A 23522-nucleotide genomic window follows, 5' to 3' on the forward strand; every position below is an offset into this window, starting at 1 on the left:
CCCTTTAAGGTGGTCCCAACGTAACAGCTGGACACCACTAATGGAACCGAGGACCCGTTATGACACTGCCGAGTGCTGCCCCGGGGGACGCCGGAGACGCGGCGGACGCGGCCGACGCGGTGGGGGCGGCCGACGCCGGGGACGCGGCCGACGCCGGGGACGCGTCCACCGGGCCGGGGACCGTGCGCCCCGGGGGCCGGACCGCCCGGGTACGGGCCGCCGTACTGGAGGCGGCCGGGGACATGCTGGCCGAGCAGGGCTTCCACGGGCTGGACCTGGCCGAGGTCGCCCGGCGGGCCGGGGTCGGCAAGACCACCGTCTACCGGCGCTGGGGCACCGTGGCCGGGCTGGTCGCCGACCTGCTGACGGACATGGCCGAACAGTCGCTGCCGCGCACCGAGACCGGCTCGCTGGAGGAGGACCTGCTGGCCAACGCCGCACTCGTCCGGCGGACCCTGTCCGACCCGCGCCAGAGCCCCCTGTTCCAGGCCGTCATCGCCGCCGCCACGGGCGACGCCCGGACCGCCGAGGCCCTGCACCGCTTCTACGCGGTCCGGGTCGCGGAGTGGGCGCCCTGCGTCCAGGAGGCCGTCGCGCGGGGCGAACTGCCCCCCGGCACCGACGCCGCCGAGGTGGTCCGCGCCGTCTCCGCCCCGCTGTACTACCGGCTGCTGACCAGCGACGCCCCGCTGGACGAGGCCGCGGCCCGGCGGGCGGCCACGGCGGCGGTGGCGGCGGCCCGCGCGGGGGCCTTCGTACGGAGCCCCTGAGGCCGGCCCCTCACCCGGCCCGCGCGGGGATCAGGCGCGGTCGACGAAGACGCTGGTGGACTTCACCCGGGCCGTGGCCCGCATGCCGACCTCCAGGCCCAGCTCCTCCACCGCCTCCCGGGTCAGCAGCGACACCACCCGGTGCGGGCCCGCCTGGATCTCCACCTGCGCCGCGACCGAGCCCAGCCTGATGCCCGTCACGATGCCGGGGAAGGCGTTGCGGGCCGAGGTGTACGGGCCTTCCCCGTCCTCCCCGGCCTCCTGCGCCACCTCGACGCAGAACGCCGCCAGGTCCGGCCCGTCGACGATCCTGCGGTTCCCCTCGCGCCGCGTCGGGAAGCGCTCGGCGTCCGCCCAGCGGCGGGCGGTGTCACTGCTGACGCCGAGCAGCCGGGCCGCCTGGCCGATCGTGTACGACTCCATGCACCGCAGCGTAGGCGGTGCCCGTTCAGGCCGTGAGGAGGGCGTCCGCGATCGCCGTGCGCGCGTACAGCACCGAACGGCCCGCCCGGTGGGCGGTGACCAGACCCGCGTTGCGCAGGGCCGTCAGGTGCTGCGACACCCCGGCCGCGGACAGCCCGCACTGCCGCGCGAGCTGCGTGGTCGACGCCGGGGTGTCCAGCTCGGCCAGCAGCAGCGCCCGGGAGCGGCCCAGCACCCCGGCCACCGCGTCGGCGGAGGAACAGGCCCGCGGCTCCCACAGCGTGCCGACGCCGCGCGCCGGATAGGCCAGCTGGGGCGGGTCCGGGGCCACCGTCCGGGTCAGGACGCGCGGCCAGGCGAAGGCCGACGGCACCAGCAGCAGGCCGGCCCCGGACTGCTCGCGGCTCAGCCCGCAGTGCGCCCGGACCAGGCGCAGGGTGTCCGCGTCCCACCACACGGACTCGTGCAGCTCGTTCAGTACGGACGCCGCCCCGTGCTCGGCGACCTGGCGGGCCCGGTGGAAGACGTCCGCCTCCAGCACCTGGCGGATCCGCGCCCAGTAGGGCGCCAGCGCCAGCTCCCAGTACACCTCGATCTCCGCCGCGACCTTCTCCAGCGCCGTCTCCGGCTCCTCCAGCAGCTGCCTCAGCCGGGGCGAGGAGTCCGCCCCCGCGCCCAGCCCGGCGAGGTCGGTGCGCACCTGCTCCGGCCGGGTCGCGCGGACCGCCCGCAGCTCCGCCGACAGATCGGGGAAGGGCCCGGGCGGGGTCGGGTTCAGGAAGTCCGCCAGGTAGCCGCGCGCCGGGACCAGCTCGGCCAGCCAGCCCCGCCCCAGACCCGCCCGCGCGATCCGGGGCCGCACCTGCGCGGCCCAGCTCCCGTGCAGGTGCGGCGGGGCCGGGTCCAGCAGCCGCCGGAAGCTGGTGACGACCTCCCACATCGGGGAGACCGCGAACCGGGTCTGCGCCAGGTCACCCGCCGAAAAACTCAAGCCCGTCCGCACGGCCCCGCCCCCTCGTCCCGCCCCGTGGATTCGGTCTGAGCTTAATCAGTTCGGCCGGCGGAGCCGGGCGTGCAGGCTCCTCGCATGCTCTCCTCCTTCCGCGGACTCCCGCCCACCGTCTGGACCCTGTTCGCCGGCACCGTGGTCAACCGGCTCGGCCACCTGGTCACCCCGTTCCTGGTGTTCCTGCTGGCCGACCGGGGGATCACCGGCACCGAGACCTCGTACGTCCTCGGCGCGCTCGGCGCGGGCAACCTGCTCGGGCCCGCGCTCGGCGGCATGCTCGCCGACCGGATCGGGCGCCGGCCGACGATGCTCATCGGGCTGCTGGGGGCCGCGGCGGCACAGGGCGCGCTCTTCCTCGCGCCGGGCGTGCTGACGATGGGCGCGGCCGCGCTCCTGCTCAGCGCGGCCTCGGCGACGGTCGGCCCGGCCACGTACGCGCTGATGGCCGACACCGTCGACGGGGAGCGCCGGCAGCGGGCCTACGCGCTGTTCGGGTGGGGCGTCAACATCGGGACCGCCGTCGCCGGAGTGCTCGGCGGCTTCCTCGCCGCCCACGGCTACTGGCTGCTCTTCGCCGTCGACGCCGGGACGCTGCTGGTGTACGCGGCCGTCGTCGTGGCCCGGCTGCGCGAGCCGCGCCGGGAGGCCCCGGCGGACGGGACCGCACGGACCCTGGGCTACGGGGTCGTGCTGCGCGACCGGCTGATGATGGCGCTGCTGCCGGTCTTCGGCGTCCAGCTGTTCGTGTACTCGCTGACCGAGGTGGCCCTGCCGCTGTCCATGCGCGACAGCGGCCTGACTCCCGCCGCCTACGGGGCCATGGCCGCCGTCAACGCGGTCCTCGTGGTGGGCCTGCAGCCGCTGGTGACCGCCCGTCTCGCGAAGCTGCCGCAGCTCCCGGTGCACGCGGCCGGCAGCGCCCTGATCGCCGCCGGAGTGGCGGCGACCGGGCTCGCCGACACCCTGGCGGGGTACACGGCCTCGGTGGTCGTCTGGTCGCTCGGCGAGGTGGTCGTCGCCGGGATCGCGGCCTCGGTGATCGCCGGCCTCGCCCCCGCCGAAGCCCGCGGCCGCTACCAGGGCGCCTTCAGCTGGACCTGGGGCGTCGCCCGCTTCGCCGCGCTGACGCTGGGCGTGACGCTGTACGCGGGCGTCGGCCCCGCGGCCCTGTGGTGGACGGCCCTGGCGGGCGGCCTGCTCTGCGCGGTGGCGCTCGTCCTGCTGCGCCACCGGGTCGCGGCCCGGGTGGAGCACGAGCTGGCGGCGTAGGGCGTCCAGGGACGGGAAACGCCACCCGGCCGGTCCGGAGTCGCGTGCGGGGAGCCACGGGGGAGCTCCTCGCACGCGGCCCCCGACCGGCCGGTCGCGTCAGGTCCCGCGGCGGTGTCGATCCGGGGCCCCTCCCGGGGCCGCCGCTGCCGCGGTGACCAGGCACTTCGTCCGGGCGTGGTTTCACGTGAAACGCCGGAACGAGGCGGGAACCCACGTGGGACCGAAAAAAGGGAGGGTATCGCCCGCTTTGACCGGGTATATCCACCTGGATGGTGAGGGCCCACAGCGCATGACTCGGCCCCGCGACCCGGGACCGCCCGTCGGAGGAGCGCAGAACAATGGACCGTACCGAGCGCGACCACACCGAAAGCACCGACCGCATGGACGCGGCCACCCTCGAGGCCAGGGCACTGTCCACCGCCCTGTTCCACCGCCTCGCGGAGCTGAACGAGGGAACGGCCGACTACTCGTACGTCCGCAACACCTTGGTCGAGCTGAACCTCAGCCTGGTGAAGTACGCGGCGAGGCGTTTCCGCGGCCGCAGTGAGCCGATGGAGGACATCGTCCAGGTCGGCACGATCGGCCTGATCAAGGCCATCAACCGGTTCGACCCCGGGCGGGGGGTGGAGTTCACCACCTTCGCGATGCCCACGATCAGCGGGGAGATCAAGAGGTTCTTCCGTGACACCAGCTGGGCGGTCAAGGTCCCCCGCCGCCTCCAGGAACTGCGGATCGACAGCGCGAAGGCCCATGACGCGCTGGAGCAGGACCTCGGGCGCGAGCCGACCGACGCCGAGATGGCCGAGCAGCTGAACGTCACACCGGAGGAGTTCAGCGAGGGCCGCAAGGCGGCGAGCGCGTACTCCGCACGCTCCCTGGACGCACCCGTGCAGGAGGACTCGGAGCGGGACCCGGCCGCGGAGCGGTCCTCGATCGGCGAGGAGGAGCCCGCGTACGACCGGATCGAGTGCCTGGAGTCCCTCAAGCCCATGCTGGCCGAGCTGCCCGCCCGGGAGCGGGAGCTGCTGTCGCTGCGGTTCGGGCAGGAGCTGACCCAGTCCGAGATCGGCGCCCGGCTGGGCCTGTCCCAGATGCACGTGTCCCGGCTGCTGAACCGCACCCTGACCCGCCTGCGCGGCGGCCTCCTCACCGACGCCTGACCCCGGGGCCGCATGACGGTGCACCCCTGGCGCGGCCGGGTCGCCCCCGGCCGCCAGGGCCGGGGTGCCCGCCGCCGCTCGGGCGGCAGGGACTCAGGCCCGGCCGGAGCCTTCCTCGGGCGTGGGAACAGGGCCTTCCTCGGGCGTGGGGCCGGAGCCTTCCTCGGGCGTGGGAGCGGCGACCGCGGCCCCGGGGGCCGTCATCTCCAGCCAGACCGTCTTGCCGGCACGGCCGTCCGCGGCGGGCACGGAGCCCCAGCTCTTGGCGAGGCGCTCCATCAGGACCAGCCCGTGCCCACCCGGCCGGGAGCGGTCGCGGGTCGCCCGGCGCACGGGCGGTTCGGGGCTGTCGTCACTGACCTCGGCCCGCAGCAGGCCGGGGCTGTGCCGCAGCACCAGCTCGCGCGGGCCGCCCGCGTGCAGACAGGCATTGGTCACCACCTCGGAGACCAGCAGGAGCACGTCCTCCTCGGCCTCCGAGCCCTCGGGCCACGCCCAGTCGGTGAGGGCCCGTCGCGTGAAGTCCCGGCACCGGGCTACGACCCCGGTCGTGGCGCCGCCCAGGACCAGCCGCCGCGTCTGCTCCGCCACAGGCTCTCCTGTCTCCGACACCGCTCCCCCGGCGCCGCACCTACCCCCGGCCGGGACGGACAAATCCCGCACGGGCACCACGCTACTGCCGAGTGTGTACGGGGAAGCACGGCACGCGGCAGGGAGAGGTCACGGCGGGGCCCTCCGCCGCCCGGCCCCCGGGCCGCACGCCCACAGGCACGCGGCCGGGCGGTGGGGCGGTCGCGAAGGGGCCTCGAGGGCCCGTCGAGGGCGCCTGGACGGCGCGTCCAGGGCGGCCGCGCGGCGGCCCTGGACGCGCCCCCGGCTTCAGGCGGAACCGCGAAGGGCTCCCGCCATGAGTGTCCCGCCGTTCTCCCCCGTGGAGCGGCCGGTCCGGGGGACGCTATGCGCGCTGCCCGGGCGCGTCGAGAACCCGGTCCGCGATCCGTCAAGTCGTCGGCGCGGGGTGTCGGGACCGAGGCACCCCGGAGTCCACATCATGGACAACTACCCTCGATATATGAACGCAGAAGCCGATGCCACCGCCGCCGTGAAAGACGCAGTCAAGGAAGCAGACCGGAAGCACGTTTTCCATTCCTGGTCGGCGCAGGAGCTCATCGACCCGCTGGCCGTGGCCGGCGCCGAGGGCTCGTACTTCTGGGACTACGACGGCAACCGCTACCTCGACTTCTCCAGCTCCCTCGTCTACACCAACATCGGCTACCAGCACCCCAAGGTGGCCGCCGCCATCGCCGAGCAGGCCCACCGGCTCTGCACCCTGGCGCCGGGCTTCGCCGTGGACGTCCGCTCCGAGGCCGCACGCCTCATCGCCGAGCGCACCCCGGGCGACCTCGACAAGATCTTCTTCACCAACGCCGGCGCCGAGGCCGTGGAGAACGCCGTCCGCATGGCCCGGCTGCACACCGGCCGGCCCAAGGTGATGGCCGCGTACCGCTCGTACCACGGGGCGACCAGCACCGCGATCAACCTCACCGGTGATGCCCGCCGCTTCGGCAACGACTCCGCGACCGCGGGCGTCGTCCACTTCTGGGGACCGTTCCTCTACCGCTCGCCCTTCCACGCCACCACCGAGGCCGAGGAGTGCGAGCGCGCCCTGCGCCACCTGGAGGACACGATCGTCTTCGAGGGGCCGCAGTCCATCGCCGCGATCATCCTGGAGACCGTCGGCGGCGCCCCCGGCGTGCTCGTGCCCCCCGCCGGCTACCTGGCGGGCGTGCGCGAGCTCTGCGACCGCTTCGGCATCGTCTTCATCCTGGACGAGGTCATGGTCGGGTTCGGCCGCACGGGCGCCTGGTTCGCCGCCGACCACTGGGACGTCACCCCGGACCTCCTCTGCTTCGCCAAGGGCATCACCAGCGGCTACGTGCCGCTCGGCGGCGTCGCCATCTCCGCCGCCATCGCCGAGACCTTCGCGCGCCGGCCGTACCCGGGCGGGCTGACGTACTCGGGGCACGTGCTGGCCTGCGCCGCCGCCGTGGCGACGGTCAACACCATGGCCGAGGAGGGCGTCGTCGAGCAGTCGGCCCGCACGGGCGCCGAGCTGCTGGGGCCCGGTCTGCGCGAGATCGCCGGCCGGCACCCCTCCGTCGGCGAGGTCCGCGGCATGGGCACCTTCTGGGCGCTGGAACTCGTGCGCGACGGGCGGACGCGCGAGCCGCTCGTCCCGTACAACGCCTCCGGTGCCGACAACGCCCCGATGGCCGCCTTCGGCGCGGCCCTGAAGAAGGCCGGCCTGTGGCCCCTCCTCGCCGGGAACCGCATCCACGTCGCACCGCCCTGCAACATCGCGGAGCAGGACGTGGCCAAGGGGCTGGCGATCATCGACGAGGCCCTGTCCGTCGCGGATGCGCACATGGCCTGACCTGCGAGCTTGTGCGGTCGCCCAATCCGTGGGTGCTGGTGTTGGGATGTTCCGTGCGGTGGTGAAGGGGCCGCGCACATGGTGCAATCCCGTCAGTACTTCAGTACGACTCAGCACCTACGGACCGGGATGCACGTCAGTCCCGGGGCGGTCCTGCGGGGCCGAACGGCGGGGAGCGGGACGTCCTTCGAGGAGGGCGGGCGCTGGACGCCGGGCGTACGGGATCCAGACCAACGGACTCCGTGTTCCCGAGTACCCGAAGGAAGACAGCATGAGCAAGCACGTCCTGGGCCAGAACCAGTACGGCAAGGCCGAGAACCGCATCGTCGTGGTCACCCGCAAGGGCAACGACGGCTCCTGGCACGAGATCCGCGACCTGAACGTCTCGGTGGCCCTGCGCGGCGAGTTCCGCGACGTCCACCTGACCGGTGACAACGCCAACTGCCTGCCGACCGACACCACCAAGAACACGGTGTACGCCTTCGGCAAGGAGCACGGCATCGCCTCTCCCGAGGCCTTCGGCATCCTCCTCGCGAAGCACTTCGTCTCCTCCCAGGCCCCGATCCGCGAGGCGCAGATCCGCATCGAGGAGTACGCCTGGGAGCGGATCCCCGTCCCGACCCGCAAGGAGCAGCACTCCTTCGTCCGCAAGGGCCAGGAGGTGCGTACCGCGCAGGTCACCTACAGCGAGACCACCGGCCTCCAGGTGATCTCGGGTCTGAAGGACCTGACCGTGATGAACTCGACCAACTCCGAGTTCCACGGCTACATCAAGGACAAGTACACGACGCTCAAGGAGGCGTACGACCGCATCCTCGCGACCAAGGTCACCGCCCGCTGGGCGCACTCGGCGCTGGCGGGCGACGACGCGGGGTACGACTGGGACCAGTCGTACAAGAAGGTCCGCAAGCACCTGCTCGAGGCCTTCGCGGAGACGTACTCCTACTCGCTCCAGCAGACCCTGAACCAGATGGCCGAGCGGGTGCTGGACAACTGCCCCAAGGTCAACGAGGTGCGCCTCAACCTGCCCAACAAGCACCACTTCCTCGTCGACCTGGAGCCCTTCGGCCTCAAGAACGACAACGAGGTGTATTTCGCGGCGGACCGCATGTACGGCCTGATCGAGGGCACCGTCCACCGTGACGGCGTGCAGCCGGTGATCGCGACCTCCGACTGGATCGTCGCCTGACCGGTCTCCGGCCCCCCGTGCCGTCCAGCCGGCCCGGACCGCGTCGCGGGGTCCGGGCCGTCCTGCTGCCCGCCGCGGCTCACTCCTGGTCCTCCGCCGCGGGCCGCCCCACCAGAAGGTTCCAGCGGCCCGCCCGCCCGCTGAGGACCGTCACGGTGTCCGGCCGTACGTCGAGCCGCCAGAAGGCCGCGGCCGGCAGCTCCAGTGCGGCCACCACGGCCGCGCGCACGACGGCCTGCGCGACCACCGCGTGGTGCCGGCCGGGGCCCAGGCCCCTCAGGTAGGCGCCCGTCCGGACGAGGAGCGCGGCCAGTGGCTCCCCGCCGCCCGGGGGCGCGTACCGCGGGTCGGTGAGCCAGCGGCGGATGCCCTCGGGGTCCTCGGCGGCCACCTCCTCCAGCGTCCGGCCCGCCCAGTCCCCCATGGACGGAGCGGCCAGGCCGTCGTGGCCCGGGCAGGGCTCCCCGTACCCGAACCGCCCCTCGCGGGCGGCGGCGTCGAGCGGCGGGGTGGTGAGGTGCACGCGTACCGATGACATGCGGGGAGCGTAGGCGCACGCCCGGGGCGGGAGCGTGCTCTCGCGCGTCCCGCGCTGTCCCGGGACGCCGGGGAGGCCGGGGGCGCCGGGGACGCCTGGGGCGCCGGGGACGACTTTCGGCCTGGCCCCCCGGCTTTCTAGCCGAACGCGCACTTGCCCCGGCAGCCGCACCCAAGGAGGCTGTACAGCCGACGAGTTGAGCGAGACACGCCTGTTGCGCGTGTGACGGGTGTGGAGGTGGGAGCCGGCGTGCAGTCCGCGATCCGGGAATGGCGGGGCTGGACCGGCGCCGCGCCGTTCTGGCTGAACTCGGTCCTGCTGATCCTGGCACCCTTCACCGCCGCCACCCTCCTCGCCCAGATCGGCGTGATCGGCGCCCTGGCCGCCCTCGGGGGCCTGGCCCGCCAGCTCTGGTTCGGGGACTACGGCCACTCCGCGATGCACCTCGCCGCCGCCCTCATGGGGGCGGCGGCAGTGGCGCTGGTGGTGGTCTGAGCACCCCCGCTTCCTCCCCGGCCAGTAGTTGATCTTGGTCCGGGTGAGAATGGGGGTTCGGACGAACCGGGGAGCTGGTGTGGGGTCAGGGCGGGACATACCCGAGGAGTATCTGGACGGGTACGTGCGCATGCTCGCCGGCGTCTCGGCCACCGGCCGGAGCCCGGACCGCGCGGAACTCGACGCCCGCCGGGCACTCGGCGAGCAGGCCGCCGGGGCCGGTTACGGCCTGCGGCACCTCATCGGCGCCCACCTCATCGCGACCCGCACCGTACTCGCCGGACGCGCGGCCCCCGACCACCTGCTGGCGGCGGTCGAAGAGGCGGTGGACGCCTTCGCCGAAGGGTACGAACGGGCCCACGGGCCGGCCGCGCACCGGGAGACGGCGGCCCGCCGTGAGTTCGTCGACGACCTGCTCCTCGCCGGCGGCGACCCCGTCCGCCTCGGCGAACGCGCCGCCCGCTTCGGACTGCGCCCGGCACGGACGCACGCGGTGGCCGTCGCGCGCGGCCCCGGGCCGTACGAGGACGGGAGCCCGGAACAGCACCGGCTGGAGTCGGCCCTGGCCCGGCGCTCCGGGGACCGCGCCTTCCTCCTCACCACCAAGGACGGCCGGCTGGTCTGCGTGGCGCCGGGCGACCAGGACGCGGTACTGGCCCACTTCGCACAGCTCCTGCACGACGAGTCCGCGGGCCGGGGGATCGTCGCGGTGGGGCGCCCGCAGCCGGGCCCGGGCGGGGTCGCGGTCTCGTACGCGGAGGCCCTGGACGCACTGGAGCTCGCGGACCGGCTCGGCCTCGAGGGCCCGCTGCTGCGCGCCGCCGACCTGCTGGTCTTCCCGGTGCTGACCCGCGACCGGGCGGCGATGGCCGAGCTGGTGCTGACCGCCCTCGGACCGCTGCGGGCCGGGCGGGGCGGGGCGGCGCCGCTGCTGGACACCCTGACCGCGTACTTCGACTCCGGGTGCGTGGCGGCGGAGGCGGCCCGGCGGCTCAACCTGAGCGTGCGGGCGCTGACCTACCGGCTGGAGCGGATCCACCGACTGACGGGCACCGACCCGGGGGACCCCGTGCAGCGGTACACCCTCCAGACGGCCGTCATCGGAGCCCGGCTGCTGGACTGGCCGGCCCGCCCGCTGTAACCGTCTTCACCCCTCACCCCTTCGGGCGTAGCAGCCCGGCCGGCCGTGTACGGCCGGCACACCCGCCGCCAGCTGGGAGGACGGGGGGTCCGGGCCGCGAACGCCCCGTGACGCGCCGTCATTTCCGCGGGGGGCGGTGATGTGCGGGCGGGCCGGGAGCGGTCCACTGCTCCCAGGACCGGCCGCCCGAGCCGGACAGGAGGAATGCCATGTCCCGCGCCCGGTGGGCCGCCGCCGCCCTGACGGTCACTCTGCTCTGCACCGGGATCGGCCTGTTGCGCGGCAGCGCGGGCGCGGAGCCCGCCACCGCGAGCGTCACCGACGCCCTGCCCTCCCGGGCCCTGGGCCTGTCCGGGCACCGCCGGCTGGTACGCGGGCTGGAACACGCCGGTGCGCGCGGTCCCGGCGCGGAACGCCGGACGGTGTCCGCCCCGCCGATGCGGGCCTCACGGCCGCTGCGGCTGCGCATCCCCGCTCTGGGGGTGGACGTCCCGCTGGCCGCGGGTCCGCAGGACGGTGAGGGCAGGGCCGGCTGGGACGCCGACGGCCCGGCTCCCGGATCCGCCGGCACCGCCGTGGTCACCGGCGACGGGCTCCCGCTCGCCGGGCTGCGGAGGGGCCGCGTGATCGAGATCCCGCGCGCGGACCACCGTACGGCGGTGTTCACCGTCGAGCGGGTCTCCCCGCACCCGGTCGCGGCGCCGGCCGGGGACGCCGGTCTCGCCCGGCTGCGGCTGGTCAGCGGCGAGACCTCCGTGCTGGCCCGGCTGACGGGTCCCCGGCGTACCGGCTGAGTCGGCCGTTGGGGGGCGTCTTCGTCCCCCGGTCGGCGGCTTCTCGGGGTTCCGCGGAGAGCCGTACGGCGTGTCGGGGCATGCAGGCCCCATGAACGGTGCGCGGGACGCGCGGGCGCCACTGGCGCGGGCCCTGACGGTGGTCTGCGTGGCTCTGCTGTGTCTGTTCGGCGCCGGTCCGGCGACGACGGCCACGGCCGGCGGTGAGCCCCGCCCCGTCTCCTCGGCACCGGCCGACCCCACCGAGGGACAGTCGGATCCGGCAGGGGACGCCGTCGGCCGGGCCGCGCTGCGGACGGCCGTGCGCGCTGCCCCGGCGGTACGGCGGCTGCCGCAGCGGATGTTTCACGTGAAACACGCGGGTCAGGTCGCCCGTGCGGCCTCGTACGGGACGGCCGCACCGGCCCTGCCCCGGCGGACGGTGCGGAGCATGGTCCTGCGCTGCTGAGCGGGCCGAGCAGCGTGAACGACCCCCCACACCCTCGAGCCACCGTGAGGTTCCGTCATGCCCATCGACCCGTACGCCGCCCTGAACGCCATGCTCCGCGCCGAGGTCGCCCGTTTCTCGCCGCCGGCCCGGCAGGAGGAAGCCCTCTCGGACCGCCCGCGCGCCGACCGCCCCAGCGCCGACCTCCGGAGCGCCGACCTCCGGAGCACCGAACGCCCGCTCGCCGACCGCCGGGCCCCGGGCCGGGTCGCCTCCGACCGGGCCGCCGCCGATCCGACCGTCCCGCAGCCCGCGAGCCCCGGCGCGCCGAAGTCCGGCGCCGCGGCGGCGGCCGTCGCCGGGAGCGAGCCACGGCCGGACACCGCCGGTTCGGCGGCGTAACGCCACATGACGGCGCCGGTTCCCGCACCCTCCCAGCGGGTGCGGGAACCGGCGCCGGGCTCAGTCCTCGTGCGTGTAGTACCGGTAGAACGCCGTGAGCCCGACGCCCAGCGCCACGAACAGGCCGATCACGGTCGAGCGGAGCACGGACGCGTGGGTCAGGCTGTGGAGGTAGCCGACGGCGATGCCGCCGAACACCCCGTACGCGGTGGCGTGCACCTCCCGCCCCAGCCTGGGGCCGACCCGCGCGAGCGCGAACATGCAGGCGGCGAACAGCGCGCCGCACAGGATCCCGTAGAACACGTTCCCCGCGTCGACCGGGCCCGTCTGACGCTGGATGAAGGCCGCCCAGACCCCGTAGACGAGGCCCATGAGCAGCGCGCGGATCAGGGCGCCGCGGTCGGTGTGCCGCTGCGCGTCCGCCGACGTCATCGGGCGGTGCCGCCGGGGGGCGGTGGGTGCCGCATGTGCCATGGCGGGGCTCCTCTCTTCCACCCTCAAGGGCACACCCGGCACCCGGGACCGGCAAGTGGATCACCCGTCCGGGCGGTTCCCGCCCGGACCGGGGAGGGAATCGGGGCCCCCGGACGCAGCAGCGGGGGTAGCGCCGTACGCCGCGTCCGCTTTCCCTGGTGACGTGCGCACCTATCTGTCGGCGGCCCTGATCGTGCTCGTGGCCCTGCTCGTGCCCGCGAGCGCGGTCGCGTACTGGGGCGACCGCCGGCTGGGTGACGCCGACCACTACACCGCCGCCATGGCCCCGCTCGCCCAGGACCCGGCCGTGCGGGAGGTGGTCACCGCCCAGGCCACCCGGGCCCTCTCCGGGCAGATCGACGCCGGCCCCTTCCAGGGCGCCGTCGACGCCCTGATCGGCGAGGCCCTGCACTCCTTCACCGGTACCCCCGCCTACCGGACGGCGTGGGAGACCGCGAACCGGGCCGCGCACACCGCCTTCCTCGACGCCCTCCAGACCGGCCGCGGTGACGCCGTCACCGTCGACCTCGCACCCGTGATCGCACAGGTCAAGGAGGAACTGGTGGCGGACGACGTGCCCTTCGCGGACCGCATCCCGGAGACCCACCTCTCCGTGAAGGTCATGGAGTACGACAACCTCGGCGCGCTCCGGGAGGGGTTCCACGTGCTCCAGATCGCCGGAGTCTGGCTGCCCGTCCTCACGGTGCTGCTGGCCGTGGCCGCCGTGGCCGTCGCCGTCCGGCGCCGGCGGGCCCTCCTCGCCACCGGTGCCGGGCTCGCGGCCGGATCCCTGCTGCTGTGGGCGGCGGTGGGCGTGTGCCGCCGCGTCACCCTCGACGACCTGCCCGCCGACATCGACCGGCCCGCCGCCGCGGCCGTGTACGACGCGCTCACCGCCTTCCTGCGGACCACCGCGTGGGTGGTCCTCGCCCTCGGGCTGGCCACCGCGCTGACCGCATGGCTGATGGGCCGGCTACGCCGCACCCCATAAGCTCGGAAGACACCCATCCTCCGCAGAACACCCCAGAACGACCGATTCGCGAGCGGCGACACGGAAGAGCGGCGACACGGAAGCGGAATGACCACCCAACGACGCAGCGAGCACATACCGCCCGGACGCCCCCGGCCCCGTCCCCTGGCTCCGCCCGCCTGGCTGCTCGCCGGACTGCGGCCCAGCAGCGGCCGCATCCCCTGGGCCGCGGCCGCCCGCGCCGGGATCGCGATGGCCGCCCCCCTCGCCGTCGGCTTCGCCCTCGACGAACCCGAGTACGGGGCCCTCGTGTCCATGGGCGCCCTCGCCGGGGTGATCGGCGACACGGCCGACGCCTACCGGATGCGGGTCCTGAACATCGCCGTCCCGCAGGCACTCGGCGCCGTCGGGGTCGCCCTCGGCACCCTCGTCTACGGGCGCGGCTGGCTGGCCGTCGCCGTCCTCACCCTGATCGCCCTGCTCTCCGGGATGATCTCCTCGATCGGCTCGGTCGCCTCCGTGTCCGGGCTGCTGCTCCTGCTCAACGCCGTCGTCGGGGCCGGTCTGCCGATGCCCCAGCCCTGGTGGACCGCGCCGCTGCTGCTCACCACCGGCGGCCTGTTCGTGCTCGCGCTGACCCTGCTGGGCTGGCCCGTACGCGGCCGGCAGCCCGAACGGGCCGCCGTCGCCGCCGCGTACCGGGCGCTGGCCGACGCCCTCGAAGCCGGCGGCGGACCCCAGGACGCCTACGACGAACGCCGCCGACAGGTCACACAGGCCCTCGACCACGCCTACGACCTCGTCCTGGGCCGCCGCGCCCGGGTGCACGGGCGCAGCCCCTCCCTGGTGCGGATGCTGGCCCAGCTGAACGTGCTGATCCCGCTCGTCGAGGCCGCGCCCGCCGCGCACCTGCGGGGCCGCCCGCCGGCACCCCGCATCCCGGCGGCCGTACGGGACCTGGCCGTGGCCGTCGAGGAGGGCCGCACCGGCACCCCCGTCCTGGACCTGCCCGCCCCGCACACCCCGTCCGAGCGGGCCATCGACTCCGCGCTGCGGCACGCGGCGGTCATCGTGCACCTCGCCGAGCCCGACCCGTACAACGTCGACGACCGCCTCGGCCGGCCGGCCTCCCTGCGCGTGCGGGCGCGGCGCGGGGTGCGCGACATGATGCTGTCCGAGGCCTCCTGGCGGTACGGGCTGCGCCTGGCCCTGTGCATCGGCCTCGCCCAGTCCCTCGTCTCCCTGATCGAAGTGGAACGCTCCTACTGGGTGGCCCTGACCGTCACCTTCGTCCTCAAGCCCGACTTCGGCTCGGTCTTCTCCCGGGCGGTCCTGCGCGCCCTGGGCACGGCCGCCGGGCTCGTCCTCGCCGCCGCCGTCCTCTCCGAGGTGCCGCGCGGCGGGTGGGACGTGCCGGTGATGGTGGCGCTCGCGGCGCTGATCCCGGTGTTCTCCGTCAAGGGGTACGCCTTCCAGACCGCGGCCATCACCCCGGTGATCCTGCTGCTGTCGGACCAGCTCAACCACGAGGGCTTCGACCTCATCCTGCCCCGGCTCCTCGACAGCATGATCGGCTGCGCCATCGCCCTGGTCGCCGGCTACCTGCTGTGGCCCGAGAGCTGGCACACCCGGATCGGTGACCGGCTCGCCGACGCCGTCGACGACGCCGCCCGCTACGTGGAGCACGCCTTCGCCCCCGTCGCGGACGAAACCGCGCTGCGGGCCGCCCGGCAGTCCCGCCTCCAGGCCCGGCGCCGCATCTACCGCGACCTCTCCGGGGTCCGCACCGAGTTCCAGCGGGCCCTGACCGAGCCCCCGCCCACCGGGGCCAGGGCCGCGGCCTGGTGGCCGCTGGTGGTGGCCCTGGAACGCATCGTGGACGCCACCACCGCCGCGCGGGTCCGCGTCAACCACGGCGCCGCCACGCCCTCGGCGGACGAGGTCGGCCGGATCGCGCGGCAGCTCCGCGAACTGGCCGGGGCCGTCCGCAGCAGCCCCGTACCCGTCCGCGTGGACACGCCCCCGGAGGAGGACGACGAGACCGGCGTCCTGGCCCCCGTACGGCACGAACTGGCGGCGGCCCGCGCCCTCTCCCACCGCCCGTCCTGACGCGTCCGTCGCACTGGGCCTCCGCACGCCCGCCGAGGCCGCCCGGATGGAGCAGTGACCGGGCCGGGAGGCCGGTGGCGGGGCAGCATCGGGTACATGCGCAGCCCCCACGGCCTGGCCGCCCTCGCCGCCCTCCTGACGGCCACGGCCGGCTGCGCCGACGCGGAAGGGCTGCGCAGCGCCGGCGACCTGGGCACCGCACACGCCCCGCGGAGCCTGTGGAAGGCCTACCGGCCCGACCCGCCCGGTCCCGGCCAGCAGCCCGGCGCGGCCGCCGTGGTGCCCGGGCTGCCCGCGCCGGAGGGGCCGGACATGCGCGGGGTGGACGCGCTGGCCGTCGTACGGGCCGACATCACCTCCTCCGCCGCCGCCGACGCCGGCACGGGCCGGCTCGTGGATCCCCGCGCCGTCCAGCGGCTCACGCTCTGCACACAGGCTGTGGACGGCGGTCCGTACTGCCCCGTCCGCCCCGGAGTCCTCCACGACCTGACCGGGGACGGCAAGCAGGAGCTGATCACCGCCCTCGACGTGGACGGCCGGGTCAGCGAGCTGCGCGTCTACACCGTCCGGGGCGACGGCCGGATCGTCCGGATCCTGTCCCGGCGCGCGGTGCTCGAAGGGGTGGAGGTCGCCGCCGAGCACCTGGCGGTCCGCGAGCCGACCTCGAACCCCGCCTACATCTCCGTCTCCGACTACGTGTGGGACCCCGGGGCCCGCAGCATGAGCCTGTCCCAGCTCACCCTCGACGAGTGCCCGGCCATCTCGGACGTCCCGCTGGGCGAGGGACGGTTCCGATGCGCCCGCTGAGCAGCCTGCGCTGGAAGATTGCCCTCACCACCACCCTGGTGTGCTGCGCGGTGGCCGCCGCCCTGGGGATCCTGGTGCACAACGTGGTCTCGCGGCAGGTGGTCGGCGAGGTCCGCAAGGACGTCGAACGCGACCTCGACCACGCCCTCGGCCACTACGAGTACGGCACCTCGCACGGGGACGTGAACGTGGCCCTGGACCCGCCCGGCCTGCCCCGCCCGCTGCGCGAGCTCGTCGCCCGCGGGCGGACCGGCAGCATGGTCGGCGCGCACGACGGCGAGCCCGTCATGTGGGCCGCCGCGCCCGCCGACCGGAAGGCCCTGGCGGTGTGGATCCCGTACGGGGCCACCCGCGACCGGCTGCGCGACATCGACACCGCCATCCTCGCCTCCTCGGCACTCGCGGCCGGGGTGGTGGCCCTGGCGGGCGTGTTCCTCGCCGACCGGATCAGCCGCCGCCTCGCGACGGTCGCCGCCGTGGCCCGCCGGATCAGCGCCGGGGACCTGGACGCCCGGGTGGGCCTCGCCGTGGACACCGGGTCCGGCCGGCGCCGCTACCGCGACGAGGTACGGGACGTCGCGCTGGCCCTGGACTCGATGGCCGCCTCGCTCCAGGAGCGGCTGGACGCCGAGAAACGGTTCACCGCCGATGTGGCGCACGAGCTGCGCACTCCCCTGACCGGTTCGCTGGCCGCCGCCTCGCTGCTGCCGGAGGGCCGGCCGAAGGAGATGATCAACGACCGGCTCAAGGCCCTGCACCTGCTCACCGAGGACCTGCTGGAGATCTCCCGCCTGGACTCCGGGGTGGAACGCGCCGACCTGGCCCGGCTGGAGCTGGGCCGGGCCGTGGAACGGGCCGTCGCCGGGACCGGACTACCCGCCGAGGTACGGATCGTGCGGGACGCGGTGGTCTGCACCGACCGCCGGCGCTTCGACCGGATCCTGGCCAACCTGCTGGTCAACGCCCACAAGCACGGGCGGCCGCCGGTGGAGGTGACCGTCGACGGCCCGGTGGTGGTGATCCGCGACCACGGTTCCGGCTATCCCGCCGAGCTGATCGAGCGGGGTCCCAAGCGGTTCCGCACCGGGGACCCCGGACGCGGGCGCGGCCACGGCCTGGGCCTGACGATCGCGGCGGGCCAGGCGGCGGTGCTGGAGATCGGGCTGAGCTTCGCCAACGCCCCGGACGGGGGTGCGCTGACGACGCTCCGGCTGCCGGTCGGACGGCTGCCGGAGCCGGGCTGACCGGCCGGGGGTGGCGGCCGGGCGGTCAGCCCCCTCACCGGGACGTCAGACGCCGATGTTCTTCCCGTCCTTGCGCCACACGGACACCACCGCCGGCCGGACGATCTTGCCCGGGCCGTCGGGCCACACCGACTGCGGCTTCTCCACGGACGCGCCGTCGATCTCGCCCGGGTGCTGCACCGAGACGAGGACGCGCTTGTCCTGGATGACCGGGCCGCAGGTCTCGGCCCCGCGCGGGACGGTCAGGAACTGCTTCAGCTCGCCGCGGCGCTCACCCGTGGTCGCGACGCCGAACAGGCCGTCGTGGGAGCCGAGCTGGTTGCCGTCGGTGGAGATCCACAGGTTGCCGTGCGGGTCGAAGGCCACGTTGTCCGGGCAGGAGATCGGACTGACCCTGTCCTTCGGGAAGCCGGCGAAGTAGGTCGCCGGGTCGTTCGGGTCACCGGCGACCAGGAACAGCCGCCAGGCGAACCCGTCGCCGGCCGGGTCGTCGAAGTTCTCGGCGAGTTCCAGGATCTGGCCGTGCTTGTTCAGGTTGCGCGGGTTGGCCTCGGTCGCGCCCTCGGCCTTGCCGGGCTTGCCGCGGTCGGTGTTGTTGGTCAGCGCGACGTACACGCGGCCGGTGCGCGGGGAGGGCTCGACGTCCTCCGGGCGGTCCATCTTCGTGGCGCCCACCTTGTCGGCGGCCTGGCGCGTGAAGACGTACACCTCCTCGGCGGTCATGCCCTCGACGTGCGAGACGTTGCCGGTCGCGAGCTTGATCCACACGCCGGAACCGTCGAACTCGCCGTCGGCGGGCAGCTTCCCGGAGCCGTCCATCTGGGCCGCGGGGGAGTCACCGGTCAGCTTGGCGACGTACAGGGTGCCCTCGTCGAGGAGCGTGAGGTTGTGCTCCTTCGCCGCGCGCGAGTCGCCCTTCTTCATCCGCTTCGACGAGACGAACTTGTAGAAGTAGTCGAAGCGCTCGTCGTCGCCCATGTAGACGACCGGACGGCCGTCCTCGGTCAGGCGGGGCTGCGCGGCCTCGTGCTTGAAGCGGCCGAGCGCGGTGCGCTTGCGCGGGACGGAGTCCGGGTCGTACGGGTCGAGCTCGACGACCCAGCCGAAGCGGTGCGGCTCGTTGGGCTCCTGCGCGACGTCGAAGCGCTTGTCGAACCACTCCCACTTGCGCTCGGTGGCGCCGGAGGTCACGCCGTAGCGCTTCAGGCGGGCGGCCTGCGTGGGGTCGGTGACCTGCCCGGCGTTGCCGAAGTACTGGTTGAAGTTCTCCTCGCCGTGGAGGGTGGTGCCCCACGGAGTGGTGCCGCCGGCGCAGTTGTTGAGGGTGCCGAGCACCTTGGTGCCGGTGGGGTCGGCCGAGGTCTTCAGCAGGGCGCCGCCCGCGGCCGGGCCGGCCATCCTGAACTCGCTGGTGGCGGTCAGGCGGCGGTTGAGCTGGTGGCGGGCGACGGCGGTCAGCTTGCCGCCGCGGTGGTCCTCCTGGACGACGACCACGGACAGGCCGTGCGCGGCCCAGGCGATCTCGACCTGCTCGCGGGTCGGGTTGGCCGGGTCGTACCCCTTGAACATGAGGTTCTCGTCGGTGTACTCGTGGTTGGCCACCAGCAGCTGCCGGCGCTCGTAGTCGCCGCCGAGCGGGAGCAGGCTCAGGAAGTCGTTGTTGTAGCCGAACTGACCGGCCTGGGCGGCGGCGGTCTGCTTGTCCGGGTTGAAGCCGGGGGCGCCCTTCAGGATCGGGTCGCCCCAGCGGATCACCACGTTCTGCTCGTGGCCCTCCGGGACGGTGACCTTGTCGTCGGTGTTCGGGGCGACGGGCTTGAAGCGGAGGCCGCGGGCGGCCTCGCCCGCGCGCCTGGCCTCGTCCCCGGGCACCGGGGCGGCGCTGGCGCTCTGGCCGCCGCCCGCGCCGAGGGTGACGGCGGTGCCGGCGGCGGTGGCGACCGTGACGACCGCGGCGGAGCGCAGCATCGAGCGGCGGGAGTAGGCACGGGCCATGATGTCGCCGGCGTACTCGTTGTCACTGGTGTTGGGCACCTCGTGGAAGCATGCGTCGCCGCAGCGGTAGCGGCAGGTGAGAGCGGAACGGCCGCTGCCATGCGGATTGCCGAGGAACGGCAGGAGCTTGCGCACGAGGGTGTCCTCCGGTGTCGGTACGAATCAGCGGTGACGCTAGGCGCGGGTGGCGCCGGTGCGGCGGCGCGGGGATGAACGGTGGATGAACCCGGCACGGCGGAGGGGAAGTTCGGGTAAGGGCCACGGTTGGGTGGACGGCCGGGCGCCACGAAAGGCGCCCCTGCCGAAGTTCCAGCCGAGCGGCCGATAACCTTACGTGTCCACTCTGGGCAGGGATCAACCGCGCAGCACGGACAAATGACGCACGCACTCATGCGAAAGGCCTGGCCCATGGGTATTCGGAGCTTGTTGCGCAAGGTGTTCGGACGGACCGAGGAGCCGGTCCCCGAGACGTCCGACGCCCCTTCGGCGGCCGTCCCGAGCCAGGCCGAACGCACCCCCCTGGACGTGGCGGCCGATCTGGTGGCGGCGTCCTTCGACAACCCGACCGTCCCGCCGCAGTCCGCGCCCCGGGACCGCGAACCGGGCACGCTGCTCACCGCCGCCCCGGCGCCGACGGCGGACCCCACGGTCCCGGAAGCCCGCCGCCCCGTGCCGCCGGCGGCTGCGGAAGGTGCCGGGGGCCCCGCGGCCCCGGGCACCCCCGCCGGGCCGGCCGCGTCCGCCGACGCCGAGCCCGCCGCCGGGGCGGAGCCTGAGCCCGAGCCGGCCGCCGCCGAAGCCGAGGCCGAGGCCGAGCCGCAGGCCGAGCCCGAAGCGGAACCCGAGGCCCAGGCCGAGCCCGAGCCGGCCGCCGCCGAGGCCGCCGCCGCCGCCGAGGCCGAGCCCGAGCCGGCCGCCGAACCGGAGCCCGGGGCCAAGGCCGAGGCCGAGCCGGCCGCCGCCGAAGCGGAGCCCGAGGCCGAGCCCGCCACCGAGCCGGAGCCCGAGCCGCAGGACGCCGAGCCGCAGGCCCAGGAGGCACCCGCCGCCGAGCCGGAGCCGGAGCCCGCCGCGGAGCCCGTCGCCGAGGCGCCGCAGCCGGTCGCCGCAGCCGCCGAGCCCGAAGCGGCCGTCGCCGCCGAGCCGGAGCCGGAGCAGGCCGGGCCCGAGCAGGCCGAGCCCGAGCAGGCCGGGCCCGAGCAGGCGGACCCGGCGCAGGGGCCCGCCATCGCCGCGGCAGCGGTACGGCGGCGGGCCGCCGGGATCTCCGGGGCGTACAAGGCCGCCGGGCAGGTGCTGCGGGCCAAGGGGAAGGCCGGGGCCCGCGCGAAGGTGTACCTCGTACTGGACCGGTCCGGCTCCATGCGCGGCTTCTACAAGGACGGCAGCGCCCAGTACCTCGCCGACCACGCCCTCGCCCTGGCCGCGCACCTCGACGAGGAGGCCACCGTCCACACGGTGTTCTTCTCCACCGAGCTGGACGGCACCGCCGAGCTGACCCTCGACGCGCACGACGCGACCTGGGTGGAGGCCCGTCACGCCGAGCTCGGACGGATGGGCCGCACCAGCTACCACGTCGCCGTCGAGGCCGTGGTCGAGCGCTACCGGAAGGACGGCGGCACGGGCCCGGCCCTGGTCGTGTTCCAGACCGACGGCGCGCCCGACAACGTCCGTCCCGCCCGCCAGGCGCTCGCCGACGCGGCGGCCACCGCGCCCGGCATCCACTGGCAGTTCGTCGCGTTCGGCGACCACGACGCGAAGGCCTTCGACTTCCTGCGCAAGCTGGACGCCGAGAACGCCGGCTTCTTCCACGCCGGCCCGGCCCCCGCGGAGCTGACCTCCGCCGCCCTCCTCAAGGGCGTCCTCGAGCGGTTCTGATCCCGGCGGGCCGAACCAGGGCAGGACGACGGCAGGACGACGGCAGGACAGGACGAAGGGCCCGGGATCCTCGGATCCCGGGCCCTTCCCGCTACGGGAGCGGACGCGACTAGCGCGCGGCGTCCGGGTGGACGGCCTCCGCGACCGGCTTGGCGTCGGCGGCCTTCGTCTCGACCGGCTTGCGCAGGGCGATGTTCAGCTCGCGCAGGCGGGCCTCCTCCAGCACCGTCGGCGCGCCCATCATCAGGTCCTGGGCGTTGCCGTTGAGCGGGAAGGCGATGGTCTCGCGGATGTTCGGCTCGTCGGCCAGCAGCATCACGATGCGGTCGACGCCCGGGGCGATGCCACCGTGCGGCGGGGCGCCGAGGCGGAAGGCGCGCAGCATGCCGGCGAACTCGCGCTCGACGGTCTCGGCCTCGTAACCGGCGATCTCGAAGGCCTTCAGCATGACCTCGGGCTCGTGGTTGCGGATGGCGCCGGAGGACAGCTCGATGCCGTTGCAGACGATGTCGTACTGCCAGGCCAGGATGTCGAGCGGGTCCTTCTCCTCCAGGTCCTTCATGCCGCCCTGCGGCATGGAGAAGGGGTTGTGCGAGAAGTCGATCTTGCCGGTCTCCTCGTCCTTCTCGTACATCGGGAAGTCGACGATCCAGCAGAAGCGGAAGACGTTCTCCTCGAACTGGCCGGCGCGCTTGGCGGCCTCGACCCGGACCGGGCCCATGATCTTGGAGACCTCGTCGAACTCGCCCGCGCCGAAGAACACCGCGTGCCCGGGCGCCAGGCCCAGACGCTCGCCGAGGACCTTGACGTTCTCCTCGGTGAGGAACTTGGCGATCGGGCCGGTCAGCGAACCGTCCTCGCCCACGCGGACCCACGCCAGGCCCTTGGCGCCCAGCGAGATCGCGTACTCGCCGAGACCGTCGAAGAACTTGCGCGGCTGGCCCGCGGTGTCCGGGACGGCCAGCGCCCGCACGTGCTTGCCGGCGAACGCCTTGAACTCCGAGCCCTCGAACACGTCGGTGATGTCGACGAGCTCCAGCTTGGCGCGCAGGTCGGGCTTGTCGTTGCCGTACTTCAGCATCGACTCGCGGAACGGGATCCGCGGGAACGGCGAGGTGACCGGGCGGCCGCCGCCGAACTCGGTGAAGAGCTCGGTCATCAGCTTCTCGATCGGCTGGAAGACGTCCTCCTGCTCGACGAAGGACATCTCCACGTCGAGCTGGTAGAACTCGCCCGGCGAGCGGTCCGCGCGGGCGTCCTCGTCGCGGAAGCAGGGCGCGATCTGGAAGTAGCGGTCGAAGCCGGAGATCATCAGCAGCTGCTTGAACTGCTGCGGCGCCTGCGGCAGGGCGTAGAACTTGCCCGGGTTGAGGCGGGACGGGACGACGAAGTCACGGGCGCCCTCGGGGGAGGTCGCGGTGAGGATCGGGGTCGCCATCTCGTTGAAGCCGAGGGCCACCATCTTCGAGCGGATGGACGCGATGACCGCCGAGCGCAGCATGATGTTGCGGTGCATGCGCTCGCGGCGCAGGTCGAGGAAGCGGTACTCCAGGCGGCGCTCCTCGTTCACACCGTCGTCGGTGTTGATCGTGAAGGGCAGCGGGCCGGCCGCGCCGAGCACCTCGACCTCGGCGGCCTCGATCTCGATCTCACCGGTCGGCAGGTCGGGGTTGACGTTCTCGGTGCCGCGGGAGACGACCTTGCCGTCGACGCGGACAACCGTCTCCTTGGACAGCTTGTCCAGGACGTCGGCGGCGGCGGTGCCGGGGCGGGCGACGAGCTGCGTGATGCCGTAGTGGTCGCGCAGATCGATGAAGAGGATGCCGCCCAGGTCTCGACGATTGTGCAGCCAGCCGCTCAGCCGGACGTCGGTGCCGACGTCAGAGGCACGGAGCTCGCCGCACGTGTGGGACCTGTACCGATGCATCAGTCATCCAGTTCTACGCGATACCAGGGTGGATTCAACCCTCCCAAGGTTACCGCCCGGGCCG

Annotated in this window: 22 protein-coding genes; 15 read left to right on the forward strand and 7 right to left on the reverse strand. The window is 74.3% G+C overall.

Features of this window, described 5'->3' with window-relative positions:
• The first annotated feature begins 59 nt into the window (after nucleotides 1-59).
• Nucleotides 60-770 (forward strand): TetR/AcrR family transcriptional regulator, encoded by a 711-nt coding sequence (locus ACZ514_RS11255; protein WP_469124587.1) that lies wholly within the window; start codon nucleotides 60-62, stop codon nucleotides 768-770.
• Nucleotides 771-800: 30 nt separating this feature from the next.
• Here the strand turns inward: ACZ514_RS11255 and ACZ514_RS11260 are convergent, their stop codons facing one another.
• Both ACZ514_RS11260 and ACZ514_RS11265 read right to left on the reverse strand, forming a co-directional pair.
• Nucleotides 801-1193, reverse strand: coding sequence for a TOBE domain-containing protein (locus ACZ514_RS11260; RefSeq protein WP_468163814.1), 393 nt, complete (start codon nucleotides 1191-1193; stop codon nucleotides 801-803).
• Nucleotides 1194-1218: 25 nt separating this feature from the next.
• Nucleotides 1219-2184, reverse strand: coding sequence for an ArsR/SmtB family transcription factor (locus ACZ514_RS11265; RefSeq protein WP_468163816.1), 966 nt, complete (start codon nucleotides 2182-2184; stop codon nucleotides 1219-1221).
• 96 nt (nucleotides 2185-2280) lie between these two features.
• Here ACZ514_RS11265 and ACZ514_RS11270 point away from each other — a divergent pair, with 96 nt between their 5' ends.
• Nucleotides 2281-3471 carry an MFS transporter gene (locus ACZ514_RS11270; protein ID WP_469124588.1) on the forward strand — a complete coding sequence of 397 codons (1191 nt, stop codon included), beginning with the start codon at nucleotides 2281-2283 and terminating at the stop codon, nucleotides 3469-3471.
• Between the two features lie 341 nt (nucleotides 3472-3812).
• The gene (locus ACZ514_RS11275) at nucleotides 3813-4634 is read left to right on the forward strand and encodes a SigB/SigF/SigG family RNA polymerase sigma factor (RefSeq protein WP_469124589.1); all 822 of its coding nucleotides are present in this window, start codon (nucleotides 3813-3815) and stop codon (nucleotides 4632-4634) included.
• A gap of 93 nt (nucleotides 4635-4727) precedes the next feature.
• Here the strand turns inward: ACZ514_RS11275 and ACZ514_RS11280 are convergent, their stop codons facing one another.
• On the reverse strand, nucleotides 4728-5225 hold the full coding sequence (locus tag ACZ514_RS11280) for an ATP-binding protein (RefSeq protein WP_469124590.1): 498 nt from the start codon (nucleotides 5223-5225) through the stop codon (nucleotides 4728-4730).
• Nucleotides 5226-5706: 481 nt separating this feature from the next.
• On the opposite strand from ACZ514_RS11280, the gene ACZ514_RS11285 reads away from it, so the two are divergent.
• A complete protein-coding gene (locus tag ACZ514_RS11285; protein WP_468163824.1) occupies nucleotides 5707-7068 on the forward strand; it encodes an aminotransferase class III-fold pyridoxal phosphate-dependent enzyme in 1362 nt (453 codons plus the stop codon).
• 271 nt (nucleotides 7069-7339) lie between these two features.
• Nucleotides 7340-8257, forward strand: coding sequence for a factor-independent urate hydroxylase (gene pucL / locus ACZ514_RS11290; protein ID WP_468163827.1), 918 nt, complete (start codon nucleotides 7340-7342; stop codon nucleotides 8255-8257).
• 79 nt (nucleotides 8258-8336) lie between these two features.
• Here the strand turns inward: pucL and ACZ514_RS11295 are convergent, their stop codons facing one another.
• A complete protein-coding gene (locus ACZ514_RS11295) occupies nucleotides 8337-8795 on the reverse strand; it encodes a histidine phosphatase family protein (protein WP_468163830.1) in 459 nt (152 codons plus the stop codon).
• A 249-nt stretch (nucleotides 8796-9044) separates the two neighbouring features.
• On the opposite strand from ACZ514_RS11295, the gene ACZ514_RS11300 reads away from it, so the two are divergent.
• The 5 genes from ACZ514_RS11300 (at nucleotide 9045) to ACZ514_RS11320 (ending at nucleotide 12054) form a co-directional block, all read left to right on the forward strand.
• Nucleotides 9045-9290 carry a hypothetical protein gene (locus ACZ514_RS11300; protein ID WP_467885671.1) on the forward strand — a complete coding sequence of 82 codons (246 nt, stop codon included), beginning with the start codon at nucleotides 9045-9047 and terminating at the stop codon, nucleotides 9288-9290.
• 130 nt (nucleotides 9291-9420) lie between these two features.
• Nucleotides 9421-10431: a PucR family transcriptional regulator gene (locus ACZ514_RS11305; RefSeq protein WP_469124694.1), complete on the forward strand. Its 1011-nt coding sequence runs from the start codon at nucleotides 9421-9423 to the stop codon at nucleotides 10429-10431.
• A 209-nt stretch (nucleotides 10432-10640) separates the two neighbouring features.
• Nucleotides 10641-11225 carry a class F sortase gene (locus tag ACZ514_RS11310; protein WP_468163832.1) on the forward strand — a complete coding sequence of 195 codons (585 nt, stop codon included), beginning with the start codon at nucleotides 10641-10643 and terminating at the stop codon, nucleotides 11223-11225.
• A gap of 91 nt (nucleotides 11226-11316) precedes the next feature.
• A complete protein-coding gene (locus ACZ514_RS11315) occupies nucleotides 11317-11673 on the forward strand; it encodes a hypothetical protein (RefSeq protein WP_468163834.1) in 357 nt (118 codons plus the stop codon).
• A 57-nt stretch (nucleotides 11674-11730) separates the two neighbouring features.
• On the forward strand, nucleotides 11731-12054 hold the full coding sequence (locus ACZ514_RS11320) for a hypothetical protein (protein ID WP_469124591.1): 324 nt from the start codon (nucleotides 11731-11733) through the stop codon (nucleotides 12052-12054).
• Between the two features lie 60 nt (nucleotides 12055-12114).
• Here the strand turns inward: ACZ514_RS11320 and ACZ514_RS11325 are convergent, their stop codons facing one another.
• Nucleotides 12115-12528: a hypothetical protein gene (locus tag ACZ514_RS11325; RefSeq protein WP_468163838.1), complete on the reverse strand. Its 414-nt coding sequence runs from the start codon at nucleotides 12526-12528 to the stop codon at nucleotides 12115-12117.
• Between the two features lie 163 nt (nucleotides 12529-12691).
• On the opposite strand from ACZ514_RS11325, the gene ACZ514_RS11330 reads away from it, so the two are divergent.
• The 4 genes from ACZ514_RS11330 (at nucleotide 12692) to ACZ514_RS11345 (ending at nucleotide 17658) form a co-directional block, all read left to right on the forward strand.
• Nucleotides 12692-13519 carry a hypothetical protein gene (locus ACZ514_RS11330; protein WP_469124592.1) on the forward strand — a complete coding sequence of 276 codons (828 nt, stop codon included), beginning with the start codon at nucleotides 12692-12694 and terminating at the stop codon, nucleotides 13517-13519.
• An 87-nt stretch (nucleotides 13520-13606) separates the two neighbouring features.
• Nucleotides 13607-15607, forward strand: coding sequence for an FUSC family protein (locus ACZ514_RS11335; protein ID WP_469124593.1), 2001 nt, complete (start codon nucleotides 13607-13609; stop codon nucleotides 15605-15607).
• A 96-nt stretch (nucleotides 15608-15703) separates the two neighbouring features.
• A complete protein-coding gene (locus tag ACZ514_RS11340; protein ID WP_468163844.1) occupies nucleotides 15704-16414 on the forward strand; it encodes a hypothetical protein in 711 nt (236 codons plus the stop codon).
• The gene (locus ACZ514_RS11345) at nucleotides 16402-17658 is read left to right on the forward strand and encodes a sensor histidine kinase (protein ID WP_468163846.1); all 1257 of its coding nucleotides are present in this window, start codon (nucleotides 16402-16404) and stop codon (nucleotides 17656-17658) included. The genes ACZ514_RS11340 and ACZ514_RS11345 overlap by 13 nt, the downstream gene beginning before the upstream one ends.
• A gap of 45 nt (nucleotides 17659-17703) precedes the next feature.
• On the opposite strand, the gene ACZ514_RS11350 is transcribed toward ACZ514_RS11345, so the two are convergent.
• Complete coding sequence (locus ACZ514_RS11350) at nucleotides 17704-19788, reverse strand: PhoX family protein (protein ID WP_469124594.1); 2085 nt, start codon at nucleotides 19786-19788, stop codon at nucleotides 17704-17706.
• A 273-nt stretch (nucleotides 19789-20061) separates the two neighbouring features.
• Between ACZ514_RS11350 and ACZ514_RS11355 the strand changes: the two genes are divergently transcribed.
• Nucleotides 20062-21531, forward strand: a complete 1470-nt coding sequence (locus ACZ514_RS11355) for a VWA domain-containing protein (protein ID WP_469124595.1) — start codon at nucleotides 20062-20064, stop codon at nucleotides 21529-21531.
• Nucleotides 21532-21640: 109 nt separating this feature from the next.
• On the opposite strand, the gene aspS is transcribed toward ACZ514_RS11355, so the two are convergent.
• The gene (gene aspS / locus ACZ514_RS11360) at nucleotides 21641-23458 is read right to left on the reverse strand and encodes an aspartate--tRNA ligase (protein WP_468163852.1); all 1818 of its coding nucleotides are present in this window, start codon (nucleotides 23456-23458) and stop codon (nucleotides 21641-21643) included.
• Nucleotides 23459-23522 lie beyond the last annotated feature (64 nt).

The sequence above is a fragment of the Streptomyces sp. NPDC034086 genome, assembly GCF_055575515.1.

What these genes read in the sequence shown, in the direction of transcription:
- ACZ514_RS11255 (WP_469124587.1), top strand. Translation starts at nt 60, where the DNA reads ATGACACTGCCGAGTGCTGCCCCGGGGGACGCCGGAGACGCGGCGGAC.
- ACZ514_RS11260 (WP_468163814.1), bottom strand. Translation starts at nt 1,193, where the DNA reads ATGGAGTCGTACACGATCGGCCAGGCGGCCCGGCTGCTCGGCGTCAGC.
- ACZ514_RS11270 (WP_469124588.1), top strand. Translation starts at nt 2,281, where the DNA reads ATGCTCTCCTCCTTCCGCGGACTCCCGCCCACCGTCTGGACCCTGTTC.
- ACZ514_RS11275 (WP_469124589.1), top strand. Translation starts at nt 3,813, where the DNA reads ATGGACCGTACCGAGCGCGACCACACCGAAAGCACCGACCGCATGGAC.
- ACZ514_RS11285 (WP_468163824.1), top strand. Translation starts at nt 5,707, where the DNA reads ATGAACGCAGAAGCCGATGCCACCGCCGCCGTGAAAGACGCAGTCAAG.
- pucL (WP_468163827.1), top strand. Translation starts at nt 7,340, where the DNA reads ATGAGCAAGCACGTCCTGGGCCAGAACCAGTACGGCAAGGCCGAGAAC.
- ACZ514_RS11295 (WP_468163830.1), bottom strand. Translation starts at nt 8,795, where the DNA reads ATGTCATCGGTACGCGTGCACCTCACCACCCCGCCGCTCGACGCCGCC.
- ACZ514_RS11305 (WP_469124694.1), top strand. Translation starts at nt 9,421, where the DNA reads ATGCTCGCCGGCGTCTCGGCCACCGGCCGGAGCCCGGACCGCGCGGAA.
- ACZ514_RS11310 (WP_468163832.1), top strand. Translation starts at nt 10,641, where the DNA reads ATGTCCCGCGCCCGGTGGGCCGCCGCCGCCCTGACGGTCACTCTGCTC.
- ACZ514_RS11315 (WP_468163834.1), top strand. Translation starts at nt 11,317, where the DNA reads ATGAACGGTGCGCGGGACGCGCGGGCGCCACTGGCGCGGGCCCTGACG.
- ACZ514_RS11320 (WP_469124591.1), top strand. Translation starts at nt 11,731, where the DNA reads ATGCCCATCGACCCGTACGCCGCCCTGAACGCCATGCTCCGCGCCGAG.
- ACZ514_RS11325 (WP_468163838.1), bottom strand. Translation starts at nt 12,528, where the DNA reads ATGGCACATGCGGCACCCACCGCCCCCCGGCGGCACCGCCCGATGACG.
- ACZ514_RS11335 (WP_469124593.1), top strand. Translation starts at nt 13,607, where the DNA reads ATGACCACCCAACGACGCAGCGAGCACATACCGCCCGGACGCCCCCGG.
- ACZ514_RS11340 (WP_468163844.1), top strand. Translation starts at nt 15,704, where the DNA reads ATGCGCAGCCCCCACGGCCTGGCCGCCCTCGCCGCCCTCCTGACGGCC.
- ACZ514_RS11345 (WP_468163846.1), top strand. Translation starts at nt 16,402, where the DNA reads ATGCGCCCGCTGAGCAGCCTGCGCTGGAAGATTGCCCTCACCACCACC.
- ACZ514_RS11355 (WP_469124595.1), top strand. Translation starts at nt 20,062, where the DNA reads ATGGGTATTCGGAGCTTGTTGCGCAAGGTGTTCGGACGGACCGAGGAG.
- aspS (WP_468163852.1), bottom strand. Translation starts at nt 23,458, where the DNA reads ATGCATCGGTACAGGTCCCACACGTGCGGCGAGCTCCGTGCCTCTGAC.